A 14,763-nucleotide genomic window follows, 5' to 3' on the forward strand; every position below is an offset into this window, starting at 1 on the left:
CTTCTACTTTTCGTCAGTGAAGAGATTTTCTTCCTTGAAGAGAAGCTTATGTCTGGCTGGATGCTTTCTGGGTGCTGTTATCTCGGCTTCTGCTGCTGAAGGCGAGATGAAGAATGACAGTATTGTTCATGATACACTGGTTGTTAATGAGCAGGGTGAACTCTCGCGTTATGACAGGCGGGTACTCAAATACCGCGAGCATTGGGATTTGCTGATTCCTACCAACGGAGTGATACAGACCTGCGGTAACATGGGTGTGATTTCCCTGGGCATCGGATGGGATTACGGCAAGCATCGCCAATGGGAGACGTTTGTGATGCTCGGATATATTCCCCGTTTTGATTCTGACGATTCGAAACTGACACTCACGATCAAGGAGAATTTCATTCCCTGGCACCGTGATATCGGTAAGGGATGGTGGTTTGAACCGTTGGAGTGCAGCATCTATTTCAATACCATCTTCGGACATGATTTCTGGACCAAGCAGCCTACCAAGTATGAAAACGGCTATTATCCGTTCTCTACCCGTATCCGTCCTAACATCGCCTTCGGTGAGCGCTTCAGATACAATATCCCGCACAATATGCGTAAGCGCATCAAGAGCATTACGTTCTTTTATGAGTTGGGAACCAATGATATCTATACCATGCGTTTCATACGTAATGGCAATGGCAACTTCTGGGACATCTTCGGTCTTTCCCTGGGCGTCAAGATGCAATATTTATAATGTTTCAGGAACTTCCCAAGGGTTCTTGAAAAACAAAAGGCTTCATCAGCCGTTTCTTCGGAGAATTAAATTCCTCTCTCTTCGAAGAAACGGTTGATGAGGTTGATGATTCTGTCCAGTTCTTCCTGCTTCAATGTAGAATTGCAGGGAAGGCTGATTTCCTGCTGCGCTATCCGTTCCGTTACAGGGAACGAAAGATGGTTCCATTCCGGATAGCAAGGCTGCTGATGAGGCGGAATCGGGTAGTGACACACGGTCTGCACCCGATGCTCTGAAAGGTAATCGCGCAGTTCATCCCGTTTTTCTGTCAGGAAAGGGAAGACATGCACCACATTCTCTGATTCCTCCTTATATAGTTCTTGCGGAATGCAATGCTCTACTATCTTTTTGTCGAGTTTGGAAAGATAGTATTGGGCTTTCTGGAATCTGTCCTTCGCCTCTCCGTATGGATTCTTCAGCTTGACGCAGAGCACGGCAGCCTGGAGCTCTTCCATTCTCGAATTGAGTCCCTGATAATCGTATTCGTATTTGCTCACCCTGCCATAGTCGCGGAGGGAAGTGATGACCTCTGCCAGCTTCCTGTCGTTGGTGGTGATGGCTCCTGCATCGCCCAATGCGCCCAGGTTCTTGCCCGGATAGAAGCTGTGAGCGGCTGCATCACCGATATTGCCCGTATGGATGCTTTTCCTGCTCGCTTCGCTGTTCTCTACCTGCATCTGGCAGGCGAATGCCTGTGCATTATCCTCAAACAGCAATAATTGATGTTTCCGGCAAAGTTCCAGTATCTTGGGTGTAACAGACAGCTTGCCGTATAGATGGACAGTCATCAGCGCCTTGGTTTGGTGTGTGATGTGCTGTTCGATGAGTCGCTCATCTATCTGCAGGGTGTCCAGCCGTGCATCAATGAGCACAGGCTTCAGTCCCACGCTTGTGATGGCAAGGATGGTGGCATAGTAGGTATTGGCAGGCACGAGAATCTCGTCGCCCTTCTGCAGTCTTCCCAATTCCATTTCGCCCATGAGAATGAGTTTTAGGGCATCCAGTCCGCATCCGCATCCTATGCTGTATTCTGAGCCGATGAATGCTGCGTATTCTTCTTCAAACTGCCTCAGGGCTTTGCCGTGCAGATACCAGCCGCTGTCTAATACCTGGGCAATGGCATTGTTGATTTCCGGCTGATATTGGTCATTGATGGCTTTCAGGTCTAGATACTTGATTTCCTTTTCTGCTGCCGTCAGTCGCAATACTACAGTTTCTTCTGTGAAATCTGTCAGCTGATACGGACAGTCTGCCGTAATCAGGGCTCCCTCGTTTGGATTATCAAGCAAGGTTTCTGCTCCGGTTCCGTCCTGTTCTATTACCCGAAGGGTAAAGTGACCGGCGAGTGCAACCAGCATGGTTTCTCTCTGATGCTGGGTGATGACGGTGCATTTCGGTGAAAACCATTCCGTATTTCCTATTTCAAAAGGCACATGGGTATTTTCCTCAGCGACGACAAGTGTGCCGCGAGGGTCATATATCTTTTGTAACTTGATGATGTCTATTTTCTTATTCATATATAATATAACGTCTGAAAAGGGAGTATATTATATGGGAGGGTTATAAAAAACTAAGAGCAGCTACCTTCGCAGGCAACTGCTCACATTCAATAGGTATTAGTTTTCTTTAAGGTAAAAAGATTGTATTCAGGATAACGTTTGCAAAGGTACATATTTTTTTTTAAATAAAAGAATAAAACTTAAAGTATTTTTTGATTACTCATCATTTTTTTTAAAATGTAGTAAGTTCAGATACTTTTTTAGAAATTATTTTATTTATTCATCATATTCCCCTTGTAATATTGTTTTGTTGCCACACGCCCTGTTGGGTCATTTTGTTGCCACACGCTCTTTCAGGGCGAGTGGGGCAAACTGGATTTGTTGGTTCAGAGGTGAGTGGGATATAAACGAAAAAAAAGGAAATTCAAATGAATGAATTTCCTTTTTTCTGAAGAGGTGTCTAGCGGAGTCGAACCGCTCTACACGGTTTTGCAGACCGTTACCTAACCGCTCGGTTAAGACACCATTTATAAGCTAAGCAACCATTTCTGAATTGCGAGTGCAAAGGTACTACTTTTATTTGGTTCCACCAAATTTTTCATCTACTTTTTTCAAAAAACTTTCATTTTTTATTGTTTTTCCCTTGTTTTCTCTGTTTTTACTTCAGCTTTTCTCTTTTTCTGTTCACATTTTTCCAGAAAAGGGCAGTTGGCGCATTTGAAGTCCTTACACGTCTTGGCTTTCCGGTAAGTTTTATAAATGCGATTGGCGGTATACATCACGCATACCGCCAATATCAATAGAATTAACACGTTTTGTGTCATTTATAAAATGTATGAATTGATGATTCTACTTTAACCTACGGCATTGTAGCCGTTTGTAGAGTTCTTGCGCATGATGTCACGGATGTTCATCTCCTTGAAACCATTCTCGCGCTGAATCTCTTCCAGTTCCTTCTCCTCTTCCAGATCCTTTTCAGAACGGGTAAAGGTGAAAGCCTTATACTTAAACTCTGCGATAGCCCATCCTACGATGGCTACCACAACTAATGCGATAAATCCTACTAAAGCGTTCATTTCCTTATCTATTATTTAATAATGTGTAAATTCCTTTTTTTTATTCTCACTACTTCCAGTTTTGGGAATCCTCTGTTAGTAGTCGTCGTCAGCAACATCTTCTGCATCGTCAAGATCGAGATTCTCCGGGTCTTCGAATGTAGTGCGATAACTCTCTTCGGTCAACTTGTCGTCGTCGAAGGCATCATCGTCCTCGTCAGGATCGTTGTAGTGATCCTCAATCTCTGGTGCATCCTCATCGTCGTCATCGGTGTCCTCGATATCGTCCTCACGGTCCAGCTCGTCTTCATCCATGAATTTCATGCGGATCTTCTCTACCTTTGGCTTCTCCTTAGCGAAGATTGCTTCCACCCATGTACCCTTTGGTACAACGAGTACTTCATAATCATCGGCAAGTTTCTTCTCGTACAAGCCACCTGGTTTCTTCAGGCGGTCCTTAGGAAGGGTAGTGGTACTGATATCAAAGTTGCTCTCGATGATGTCCTGGATGCTCTGTGGCAAGCTTTCCCATCCGCCACCGAAGTTGCGCTCCAGCAGCTCGATGAGCTTGCTGGCTGTAATATGGCCTACGTTCTCGTATGTCAGGTCGGTAACGCGCATGATAGGACGCTTCTTGATGGCATACTTCACGTTCTGGTCATCGATACGGAAGGTACCGATCTTGAAGCCACGTTCTGTTAACTTATCCAGCACCTCTGGGCGATCGACGGTAATCTTCTCCATTTCGAATGCGCTGCGGATAGTGTCTAGATACTTACGCTGGTTGTCCTTCAGGTCGTTGTCTTTCTCGGCAGCTTCCCAAAGGCGGAAAACATCGTTCTCCTGCACTTCCCATACACTACTCTTTGTGAGAGTCTTGAGTGTTATAACTTTGTCTTTTTTCATTGTCTACTATATTTTGATTGCAAAATTAAGTACTTCTTTTTATATATCCAAATTTTCCAGCCTATTTTTTTATTTTTCATTGTATTTTTTGTGTCGGTTTCGTTTTTTTTATTACCTTTGCAGTATGAGTGAACCGTTAGCTGAAAGAATGAGGCCTCACACGCTTGCTGATTATGTCGGTCAGAAGCATCTCGTTGGTGAGGGAGCCGTCCTGCGCAAGATGATAGATGCAGGGCGTATATCTTCTTTTATCCTATGGGGACCACCGGGAGTGGGAAAGACTACCTTGGCGCAGATTGTGGCGCAGACCTTGAAGGTGCCTTTCTATACACTCTCTGCGGTGACCAGTGGCGTAAAGGATGTGCGTGAAGTGATAGAAAAGGCAAAGAACGGAAGATTCTTCAATTCCGCTTCACCTATTTTATTTATAGATGAGATTCACCGATTCTCCAAGAGTCAGCAGGACTCTCTCCTGGGAGCGGTAGAAAAAGGAATCGTTACCCTGATTGGTGCTACTACGGAGAATCCTTCGTTCGAAGTCATCAGGCCGTTGCTCTCCAGATGTCAGCTCTATGTCCTGAAACCTTTGGAAAAGGAAGATCTGGAAGGACTGCTGAATCGTGCCATTACGGAGGATGTGGAACTGAGGGAAAAGCATATTGAACTGAAGGAGAAGGGTGCCTTGCTGAGATATAGTGGTGGTGATGCCCGCAAGCTGCTCAATATCCTTGAACTCGTGGTTGAATCGGCTGGGTCGAATGATGTGGTCATTACCGACCAGATGGTGGTACACCAGTTGCAGCAGAATCCGCTGGCTTACGACAAGCAGGGAGAGATGCATTATGACATCATCTCCGCTTTTATCAAGAGTATCCGTGGCAGTGATCCTGATGCGGCTCTCTATTGGATGGCACGTATGATAGAGGGTGGAGAAGACCCGCAGTTCATCGCCCGAAGGGTGGTTATCAGTGCCAGCGAGGATGTGGGACTGGCTAATCCGAACGCCCTGCTGCTGGCGAATGCCGCCTTTGATACGGTAATGAAGATTGGCTGGCCTGAGGCTCGTATCGCACTTGCCGAGGCTGTAGTTTATCTAGCCACCAGTCCTAAGAGCAATAGTGCCTATCTGGGCGTCAATGAGGCCATTGCTACCGTTAAGCAGACGGGCAATCTGCCTGTGCCTCTGCATCTCAGGAATGCGCCTACCAAGCTGATGAAGGACCTTGGCTATCATGATGGCTACAAGTATCCTCACGATTATCCGGGGCATTTCACCGAGCAGCAGTATCTGCCGGATGAACTCAGGAATTCGCGATTCTGGTATCCGCAACATTCTCCTTCTGAGGAACGACTCTATAACTGGATGGTAACCTGCTGGGGAGAGCGGTTTAAGGATTAACAATTTATAATTGATAATTTACAATTTATAATTGATATTTTTAACTGATAGAAAATCATATAATTGAAAACAACTAACTGTTACGAGAAAAATGACTATTCATAATGACCCGGAACTGGTGATGACGCTTCAGAGTGTCATTGAGTTCATAGGAACCTTTGCGTTTGCCCTTTCGGGCATCCGACTTGCCGCCACCAAGCATTACGACTGGCTGGGCGGATTTGTGTGTGGTGTGGCTGTTGCCATCGGTGGCGGAACCATCCGTGATGTGATGTTGGGTCAGACTCCTTTCTGGATGTCGAGTCCAATCTATCTTCTGTTTACGCTGCTGGCTCAGCTAGTAGTCATCGTCTGCCATCATTATCTGAAGCGTCTCGATAACACCTGGTTTCTTTTCGATACGCTCGGTCTGGCGCTTTTCAATATTGCAGGAATTCAGAAGACCCTTGATTGCGGCTTCCCGTTCTGGGTGGCAATCATCATGGGTTGTATTACGGGTTCTTTCGGTGGAGTAATCCGTGATGTGCTTCTCAATGAGGAGCCGGTTATCTTCCGCAAGGAGATTTATGCGATGGCTTGCGTCATCGGTGGTCTCGTCTACTGGGGATTCAGTTGTCTGGACGTGAGTCTCTACGTAACGGTGGTTGCTTCCTTCGTTACTGTATGTGCCATCCGTCTGCTTGCAGTGAAATACCACATCTCGCTGCCTACATTGCGGGATGAGGATGAGAAGGATAATTAATAATTGATAATTAAACATTAAACAATACTACATGAGAAGAGAGAAAATCTTTGGATTGCTGATTCTGGCGATGATGCTGATGTTTCAGACTTCGCTGATGGCACAAAACAAGCGAGAGTTTCGTGGCGCATGGATACAGTGTGTCAACGGACAGTATTTAGGTAAGAGTACGCAGCAGATTCAAGCTATGCTCACCAGACAGCTGGATGAATTGCAGAAGGATGGTGTGAATGCCATCATCTTCCAGGTGCGTGCTGAGTGTGATGCGCTCTATGCCAGTGAGTATGAACCATGGAGCCGTTATCTGACGGGTGTGCAGGGAAAGGCTCCTTCTCCTTACTGGGATCCGCTGCAGTGGATGATTGAGCAGTGCCACAAGCGTGGTATGGAACTTCATGCCTGGATCAATCCGTTCCGTGCCAAGCACAGTTCTACTCCTTATGCCAATCTCTCACCTAAGAGTGTTGTCAAGCAGCAGCCTGAACTTTGCTTCAAGTATGACAACCTGGTGCTTCTCAATCCGGCTTTGCGAGAGGCTACTGAGTATACTTGCCGTATTGCAGCTGATATTGTAGGAAGATATGATATCGATGGATTCCATATTGATGATTATTTCTATCCTTATCCTGTAGCAGGCAAGCAGATTCCGGATCAGGCGCTCTACAGACAGCATCCTAGAGGATTCCGCAATATCGGTGATTGGCGCCGTGACAATGTAAGCCGATTTGTTCAGGAATTGGGTGAAACCATTCATACCATCAAGCCTTGGGTGAAGTTTGGTGTTTCTCCTTTCGGTATTTATCGCAACAAGCGTACCGATCCTAACGGTTCTGAGACCTACGGCTTGCAGAACTATGATGATCTCTATGCTGATGTGTTGCTCTGGGTGAACAATGGATTTGTTGACTATACCGTGCCTCAGCTGTATTGGGAAATTGGCAACAAGGCGGCAGACTATAAGACGCTCATCACCTGGTGGAACAAGCATGCCGGCAACCGTCCTCTCTATATCGGTGAAGACATTGAGCGTACTGCCAAGCATGCTGATCCTGGAAATCCTCGCAGTCATCAGTTGCCTGCCAAGCACCGTCTGCACCAGCAGATGAGCAATGTGCAGGGTACTGTGTTATGGTATGCTAAGACTGCCGCTGATAATGTGGGCAATATCGGCCATACGCTCCGCAACAATTATTGGAAGTATCCGGCTCTTCCTCCATTGATGCCTTTCCTGGATGATAAGAATCCTAAAAAGGTAAAGGGAATCAAGCTGCACTGGACGGAATTTGGTCCGCTGCTTGTATGGAAAGCTCCAAGATGGAAAAAGAAGAAATGGGGTGATGAAGCGAATCGTTTTGCAGTCTACCGTTTCAGAAAGGGAGAGAAGATTGATCTCCGTAATGTGAAGGCTTTGCAGAAGATAACCTACGATCCTTTCTATAAGGTGAAGTACGAGAAGGGAAAACAGTATGTTTATGTAGTGACAGCTCTTGACAGAGTAGGTAATGAGAGTAAGGGAAAGAAAGTCAAGGTTTCATTCTAGCTTCATTCGGTTAATCCGATGATATGATTAATAAGCCCCGGAAGTCATTATCAGACTTCCGGGGCTTTTACTATATATAGGAACTAAATGTTAGTTCTTGAAACTGTGGATAGGAGCTGGGATGCGACCTAAACGGTTGATAAATGCCTCGCAGCTGAACTTGTTCACTGGCATGATAGGAGCGTGACCCAGCAAGCCACCGAAGTCTACATTGTCACCAACCTTCATTCCTACAACAGGGATGACGCGGACGGCTGTGGTCTTCTGGTTGACCATACCGATAGCAGCCTCGTCGGCAATGATGCCGGAAACTGTTGTGGCAGGAGTATCTCCCGGAATGGCAATCATATCGAGACCTACAGAACATACGCAGGTCATAGCCTCCAGCTTTTCGATGGTCAGTGCACCCGCCTCAACGGCATTGATCATACCCTGGTCTTCACTGACAGGAATGAAAGCACCGCTCAAACCGCCAACGTATGATGACGCCATGATACCGCCCTTCTTTACCTGGTCGTTCAGGAGAGCAAGAGCTGCTGTAGTTCCAGGAGCACCTGCATGCTCAAGACCGATGAGTTCGAGGATATCAGCAACACTGTCACCGATGGCTGGAGTAGGAGCCAGAGAGAGGTCGATGATGCCGAATGGTACGTTGAGACGGCGTGAAGCCTCCTTAGCAACCAACTGACCTACACGGGTAATCTTGAAGGCAGTGCGCTTGATGGTTTCGCAGAGAACCTCGAAGCTTTCGCCCTTCACCTTCTCCAATGCATACTTTACTACACCCGGACCGCTGACACCAACGCTTACTACAGCATCAGCCTCTGAAACACCGTGGAAGGCACCAGCCATGAATGGGTTGTCATCAGGAGCATTGCAGAGAACAACAAGCTTGGCGCAGCCCAAAGAACCATTTTCCTTGGTAGCTTCAGCCGTATCCTTGATGATTTCTCCCATCAGACGGACAGCATCCATGTTGATTCCGGTCTTGGTAGAACCCACGTTGACAGAGCTGCAGACGAAATCTGTCTGAGCCATTGCCTGTGGGATAGAACGGATAAGGAGTTCATCGCTCTTGCTCATACCCTTGCTTACGATGGCAGAGTAACCACCGAGGAAGTTGACACCGAGTTCCTTGGCACACTTGTCGAGGGTCTTGGCAACCTTCACGTAGTCGTCTGTAGTCTTGCATGCAGAGCCGCCTACCAGAGAGATAGGAGTGATGGAGATACGCTTGTTGACGATAGGCACTCCAAATTCCTTGGAAATATCTTCGCCCGTCTTCACCAGGTTCTTAGCGAGTCGTGTAATCTTATTATGTATATTCTGACAGAGTTCCTCCACATCGGTAGAAGCGCAGTCCAGGAGATTGATACCCATGGTGATGGTGCGCACATCGAAGTTTTCCTGCTCTATCATCTTATTGGTTTCGATAACCTCAGATATATTGATCATACTTTCAAAATTTAGCTATTGATTATAAACTTTTGGATTCTTGCTTAGATTCTGTGCATCATGTTAAAGATTTCCTCGCGCTGGCATTTCACCTGCACGCCGAGTTCCTTACCCACGTTGGCAAGTTCATCAGCAACCTCTTCAAACGATTTTGTCATCTTGCCCATATCTACAATCATCATCATGTTAAAATACTCCTGTACGATGGTCTGAGAGATATCAAGAATGTTGATGCTGTTCTCTGCCAAATAAGTACAAACCTTGGCGATGATACCAACGGTATCCTTTCCCACTACTGTAATAATCGTTCTGTTCATGATTATAGCTTTTTATTGTTATACTTTTGTTCTTAATATGTTTTATGCCACAAAAGTACAACTATTTTGTCAGACTGCCAAATAAAAAAAAGAAAACTTGCAAAATAACTGATATTTTGCAAGTTTTCTCTGCTTGTATTCTAAATAATTGATACTTCTAATTATTTGATACCTCTTTCATTCAATGCCTTTGAATATTTAGCAGCATTCTGCAGGTGCTCCTGATAAGTGCGTGCAAAATTATGGGTGCCGCTGAAATCCTCCTTGGCGCACATGTAGAGATAATCGTGCTTGACGAGGTTGAGAACAGCGTCAATGCCAGCTACTGAAGGGATGCGGATAGGTCCTGGTGGCAATCCCGGATTCACATAGGTATTGTATGGACTCTTGATGCGCAGCAGATTGTTGTAGATGCGCTTCAGGTCGAATCGCTTCCAGGCGTATTTGATGGTTGGATCTGCCTGCAGCGGCATTCCTTCCGGATATTCTGCATTGCGCAGCTTGAAGCGGTTGTAGTACATTCCGGCAATCATCGGCTTCTCGCCGTTGTTGGCTGTTTCTTCGTCCACGATGCTTGCGATGGTGATGACTTCTACCGGAGTCAGCTGCAGAGCCTTTGCCTTCTGCGTACGGTCTTCATTCCAGAACTTCTCGCTTTCCTTCTTCATTCGGTCGAGCAGCTTTTCTACGGATGAGTTCCAGTAGATGTCGTAGGTGTTCGGGATGAACATGCAGGCGATGGTGGTGGTGTCGTAACCATACTTCTCGCAGGTAGCCTCATCGGTCAGCGCCTGGAGAATGGAGGTGCTGTCTATCATCAGCTTCTTGCTGAGTTCTACCGACAGTTTGTCCAGTGTACGTACGGAAGGCAGTGTGAGGTTGATTGGTTCCTGCAGTCCGTTCTTCATGTGTCGCCACACCTTCAGTGCGCCTTCTCCCGGATGGATGGCGTAGCGTCCGGTATGGATATGCTCCGCATATCCGAAGTGATGGGTCAGGGTCTTGAATGCCTGATACGGGAAACTGTTGTCTATCGGTTCCACCTTTTTATATACAGAGTCTATATTGTCGTCTGTGTCAATATAGACATACTGCGTATTGCTGCTCTTCGAGAAAGAGGAGAAGCAGTAGAGGTAACCAACAATGGCAACTATCACGATGCATGCGATGGCACCGTAGAGATAGAGCTTAGAAACTGATTTTTTCATTTTCTTTGTATTCATTTTTGTTTTGCTTCACTTTTTTTCTGTTCAATCCTATCATAAACATGATATTGCGTTCTTATCTGCAAAAGTACTGCAAAAATGGGAAATGGCAAAGTATCGTCAATTAAATTAGGTTAAAAAGCCTCTCTCGTTGTCAATTTCTTATGTTTCTCTTTTTCTCTTTCAAAAAAAATATTTACTTTTGCGGTCGACATACGGAAATCCTGTGCGATGGGGATACTGATGGTTTCCTGCACAGTGATTTGTTGAATCAATAAGAATAACTAGGAGAAAGAAAGCATGAAGATAAATTTTTCTTTACCATATAAGGCTCATTGGGGCGAGATGCTATGTGTGAATCTCACCTTTTATTCTTCAAGGGGAGCCAGTCAGGAGGTGAAACTCCTGATGAGTACCCGGGATGGTTATCACTGGATGGTGGAAACTTCTACCCGTGAAAACCGCCAGCATCCCTTTGATCTGATTTACTATTATTATACGGTGGTTGATGAAGACGGCAAGGTGCTCCGTACGGAATCGGTTGATTCGCCGAGAGTATACGTATATGATTCTTCCAAGAGTTATATCTTTGACGATTTCTGGCTGGAGGAGAAGCCGGCAGCCCGCATGGCTACAGCCATCGGCAGAACTCCCAAAGTGGATGTGGAATCGTATGAGCGCATGGAATGTATGCCGCTCTTCGGCGAGACAATCATCTTCAAGGTTCATGCTCCCCGTCTTCACGAAGGTGAAGCGATTGCCTTATTGGGCAATCATCCTACGCTGGGCAACTGGAACATCGACCATTTCCTGCAGATGAAGTCTCTGGGCAAGCATGAATGGGTATTGTCGGTCAATGTGGCTCCGATTGATGCTCCGATAGAATTCAAGTACATCATTGTGAATACGGACACCCAGCGATTCAAGCGCTGGGAGTATGGTGGAAACCGTACGCTTGACGAGCGTATCTATCAGGACGAGGTTCATGTGCTTCATGGCGGTGATTTCCGCATCAAGAAGTTCCCGCCACATGCTCAGTTTGACTTTGAGACATACGTCTTCGACCTTGACGGCACCCTGATTTCATCTCTTGAAGATCTGGCTTCCAGCTGCAATTATGCCCTGCGGGCGAATCAGTTGCCTGAGCGTTCCATTGAAGAAGTGAGAATGATGGTGGGCAACGGTGTGAAGTTGCTGATGGAGCGTGCGATAGGAAAGGAACGGCTGGAGTCGGGCGAGGTGGATTTCGACCGTGTGTTCCAGGACTTCCGAAATCATTATATGGTTCATAATCTGGACGAGACTGCTCCTTATCCTGGAATCATGGACATGCTGAAAGAGCTGAAGGCGCGCGGCAAGAACATCGCCGTGGTCAGCAACAAGTTCTATGCTGCTACGGAGGAACTCTGCCGCCATTTCTTCGGAGACCTTGTAGACGTAGCCATCGGTGAACGGGAGGGCATTGAGAAGAAGCCGGCTCCGGACACCGTGAACGAAGCACTCAGACTGTTGCATGCGGACAGGGAGACTGCTGTATATATCGGTGACAGTGATGTGGACGTGATGACGGCACGCAACAGTCACATGCCTTGCATCAGCGTGCTCTGGGGCTTCCGCGACTGCGATTTCCTGTCAGAGCATGGGGCAACTATCTATGTCAGTGCTCCTGACCAGCTGCTCTGATGATTGTCGGATATTATATAAAAAGTATTGATGAGCATCATACAGAATGCTCATCAATATAGGTTTTTACAACATCGCTGAAGGTGTCAGAGATAGGAATGCCCAGCGATCCGTATATCAGCTTGCCCCGTTCGATGACGTCGAACTTGGTCATGTTGGCAAGATAGGAACGGTGTATTCTTCTGAATTTCTCTTTTGGAAGTCGTTCTTCCAGATGCTTGAGGTTGCCCAGGGTGGATACGTTCTCCATTCCTTCCAGATGGAAGAGGATGTAATCCTTCAGGCTTTCTACGAAGAGAATCTTATCGAACGGTATGCGTACATATTTATAATCGCTCTTCACGATCAGGAACTTGTCGCGTTTGATAGGATTGTATTTGTCGTCCTGCATGTAGGATTCGAAAACCTTCTTGCAGGAGTCCATGAAGTCTGGATAGCTGATAGGCTTCAGCAGATAGTCGAAAGCGTGAACCTTGTAGGCTTCGATGGCATACTCCTTGAAGGCTGTAGTGAAGATGATCTTGACGTTCTTAGGTACCACCTTGGCGAATTCCAGTCCACTGATTTGCTGCATGTGGATGGCCAGGAACAGGATGTCGAGATGACTGTGGCGTATGCCGTCTACTGCATCAATGGCAGAAGGGTAGGCGCCGATAAGATTCAGCGTAGGTGTTTCGTCTACGTATTTCTTCAACTGCTCCAGTGCAGTAGGATCTTCATCTATAATTGCACAGTTTAAAATCATAAGCGTTTGTTGTGGTTTAAAATATATTTTTCGGTATAAACGCATTTCTTATTTATATATTGTATTGTGTTTCGATTTTTTTGCGTTAATAATTATTTTTCTTCTTATAAACTTAAATTTGTTTAATCTATTTGGTCATTTGACGAAAAACTTATAACTTTGGGGATTGAAACATGAGATTACTGTATATGAAAAAGAAATATAATAAGAAATCTATAGCAGACAACGTCAATCAGTCATCTTCGGCGTGTAGATTTTTCTGGCAGAACGGAAAGCAGATGCTTCTGGCGTTGGCTCTCTGTCTCAGTCCGGTATCTACCTTCGCCCAGAAGATTTCGCTGGGTTCCTGCATCACCCGTGACGGTGGTCAGTACAAGGGCGAAATGGTAAGCGGAAAGCCTCAGGGCAAGGGTGCTGCCGTCTATCCGAACGGCGATACTTACGAAGGCGCTTACCAGAAAGGAAAGCGTGAAGGATATGGCGTATATACTTTCTCTGACGGTGAAAAGTACGAAGGTCAGTGGATGCAGGACCAGCAGCATGGCAAGGGTACTTTCTATTTTCAGAATAATAACAAGTATGTAGGACTCTGGTTCAGAGACTTCCAGCACGGTCATGGAGTCATGTATTATTATAATGGTGACAGATACGACGGCGACTGGTATAAGGACAAGCGACAGGGTAGAGGAACCTATACCTATTCCAATGGTGCCCAGTATAAGGGCCAGTGGATGAACGACATGAAGAATGGCAACGGTTTTTTCAATTGGGGTGACGGTACTACCTACGACGGTCAGTGGGTGAACAACCAGCGTTCCGGAAAAGGCGTATTCAAGTATGCTGACGGTGATGTCTACAATGGCGACTGGAAGGATGATATCCAGGACGGCAAGGGAATCTACAAATTCCACAACGGTGATGTCTATGAAGGCGATTATGTTCAGGGCGAACGTACCGGTGAAGGCATTTTCCGTTCGATGAACGGCTCCAAGTATACAGGACAGTTTCTCGACGGTCAGCGTTCCGGTCAGGGTACTTTCGTATGGAAGAACGGAGACATCTATGTTGGTTCCTGGAAGGATGACCTGCAGAACGGAAGGGGCAAGCTGACCAAGAAGAACGGTGATATTTACGAGGGTGAATTCCGCAACGGTCATGTAGAGGGCAATGTGGTGATTCACTATGCCGACGGTCGCCGCTTCAAGGGAGTCTACCGTAAGGGCAAGCGCGAAGGAGCCTGCATTGAGGAAGATAAGAACGGCAAGCGTTTCGAGGGCAACTATCGCAACGACATGCGTGACGGCAGATTCGTAGAGAAAGACCGCAATGGTCAGGTTACAGCCAAGGGAACCTACGAAAACGGCAAGCGTTTCGAAGATTAATCGAATTTAATAGAACTAATAAAGAAGATTAATCGGAAAAATAGGAATAATAAAGAAATAATAAATAGG

The 14,763-nt window shown here is 46.2% G+C and carries 13 protein-coding genes, 1 tRNA gene and 1 pseudogene; 7 read left to right on the forward strand and 8 right to left on the reverse strand.

Going from position 1 to position 14,763, the window contains the following annotated elements; genetic code table 11:
• The first annotated feature begins 34 nt into the window (after positions 1-34).
• Complete coding sequence (locus tag F7D73_RS11175) at positions 35-727, forward strand: hypothetical protein (RefSeq protein WP_194256904.1); 693 nt, start codon at positions 35-37, stop codon at positions 725-727.
• A gap of 65 nt (positions 728-792) precedes the next feature.
• Here F7D73_RS11175 and F7D73_RS11180 read toward each other — a convergent pair whose 3' ends face one another.
• From F7D73_RS11180 to F7D73_RS11195, 4 genes are all read right to left on the reverse strand, one after another.
• Positions 793-2,283, reverse strand: a complete 1,491-nt coding sequence (locus F7D73_RS11180; RefSeq protein WP_194256905.1) for an aminotransferase class V-fold PLP-dependent enzyme — start codon at positions 2,281-2,283, stop codon at positions 793-795.
• A 436-nt stretch (positions 2,284-2,719) separates the two neighbouring features.
• Positions 2,720-2,790 (reverse strand) — tRNA-Cys (locus tag F7D73_RS11185).
• Positions 2,791-3,119: 329 nt separating this feature from the next.
• Positions 3,120-3,341 (reverse strand): hypothetical protein, encoded by a 222-nt coding sequence (locus F7D73_RS11190; RefSeq protein ID WP_153124744.1) that lies wholly within the window; start codon positions 3,339-3,341, stop codon positions 3,120-3,122.
• Positions 3,342-3,416: 75 nt separating this feature from the next.
• Complete coding sequence (locus tag F7D73_RS11195; protein ID WP_153124746.1) at positions 3,417-4,226, reverse strand: hypothetical protein; 810 nt, start codon at positions 4,224-4,226, stop codon at positions 3,417-3,419.
• Between the two features lie 124 nt (positions 4,227-4,350).
• Here F7D73_RS11195 and F7D73_RS11200 point away from each other — a divergent pair, with 124 nt between their 5' ends.
• The 3 genes from F7D73_RS11200 to F7D73_RS11210 all read left to right on the forward strand — a co-directional run bounded on the left by F7D73_RS11200 (position 4,351) and on the right by F7D73_RS11210 (position 7,907).
• On the forward strand, positions 4,351-5,625 hold the full coding sequence (locus tag F7D73_RS11200) for a replication-associated recombination protein A (RefSeq protein WP_153124748.1): 1,275 nt from the start codon (positions 4,351-4,353) through the stop codon (positions 5,623-5,625).
• A 91-nt stretch (positions 5,626-5,716) separates the two neighbouring features.
• Entirely contained in the window at positions 5,717-6,367 is a 651-nt protein-coding gene (locus F7D73_RS11205; RefSeq protein ID WP_153124749.1) for a trimeric intracellular cation channel family protein, read from the forward strand.
• A 31-nt stretch (positions 6,368-6,398) separates the two neighbouring features.
• On the forward strand, positions 6,399-7,907 hold the full coding sequence (locus F7D73_RS11210) for a family 10 glycosylhydrolase (RefSeq protein WP_153124751.1): 1,509 nt from the start codon (positions 6,399-6,401) through the stop codon (positions 7,905-7,907).
• 90 nt (positions 7,908-7,997) lie between these two features.
• Here the strand turns inward: F7D73_RS11210 and F7D73_RS11215 are convergent, their stop codons facing one another.
• From F7D73_RS11215 to mltG, 3 genes are all read right to left on the reverse strand, one after another.
• A complete protein-coding gene (locus F7D73_RS11215) occupies positions 7,998-9,362 on the reverse strand; it encodes a PFL family protein (RefSeq protein WP_153124753.1) in 1,365 nt (454 codons plus the stop codon).
• A 44-nt stretch (positions 9,363-9,406) separates the two neighbouring features.
• Complete coding sequence (locus F7D73_RS11220; RefSeq protein WP_153124755.1) at positions 9,407-9,679, reverse strand: ACT domain-containing protein; 273 nt, start codon at positions 9,677-9,679, stop codon at positions 9,407-9,409.
• Between the two features lie 161 nt (positions 9,680-9,840).
• Entirely contained in the window at positions 9,841-10,887 is a 1,047-nt protein-coding gene (gene mltG, locus F7D73_RS11225) for an endolytic transglycosylase MltG (protein WP_153124757.1), read from the reverse strand.
• Positions 10,888-11,574: 687 nt separating this feature from the next.
• On the opposite strand from mltG, the pseudogene F7D73_RS16235 reads away from it, so the two are divergent.
• Together F7D73_RS16235 and F7D73_RS16080 are read left to right on the forward strand one after the other, a co-directional pair.
• Positions 11,575-11,829, forward strand: a pseudogene (locus tag F7D73_RS16235) (carbohydrate-binding module family 20 domain-containing protein); the annotation flags it as partial.
• 66 nt (positions 11,830-11,895) lie between these two features.
• Positions 11,896-12,567 (forward strand): HAD family hydrolase, encoded by a 672-nt coding sequence (locus F7D73_RS16080; protein WP_334645066.1) that lies wholly within the window; start codon positions 11,896-11,898, stop codon positions 12,565-12,567.
• A gap of 37 nt (positions 12,568-12,604) precedes the next feature.
• On the opposite strand, the gene F7D73_RS11235 is transcribed toward F7D73_RS16080, so the two are convergent.
• The gene (locus tag F7D73_RS11235) at positions 12,605-13,312 is read right to left on the reverse strand and encodes a LytR/AlgR family response regulator transcription factor (protein WP_194256906.1); all 708 of its coding nucleotides are present in this window, start codon (positions 13,310-13,312) and stop codon (positions 12,605-12,607) included.
• Between the two features lie 278 nt (positions 13,313-13,590).
• On the opposite strand from F7D73_RS11235, the gene F7D73_RS11240 reads away from it, so the two are divergent.
• A complete protein-coding gene (locus tag F7D73_RS11240) occupies positions 13,591-14,694 on the forward strand; it encodes a phosphatidylinositol-4-phosphate 5-kinase (protein ID WP_153124794.1) in 1,104 nt (367 codons plus the stop codon).
• Positions 14,695-14,763 lie beyond the last annotated feature (69 nt).

The sequence above is a fragment of the Segatella copri genome (genome assembly GCF_009494395.1).
In the GTDB taxonomy this organism is placed as follows: Bacteria; Bacteroidota; Bacteroidia; order Bacteroidales; family Bacteroidaceae; genus Prevotella.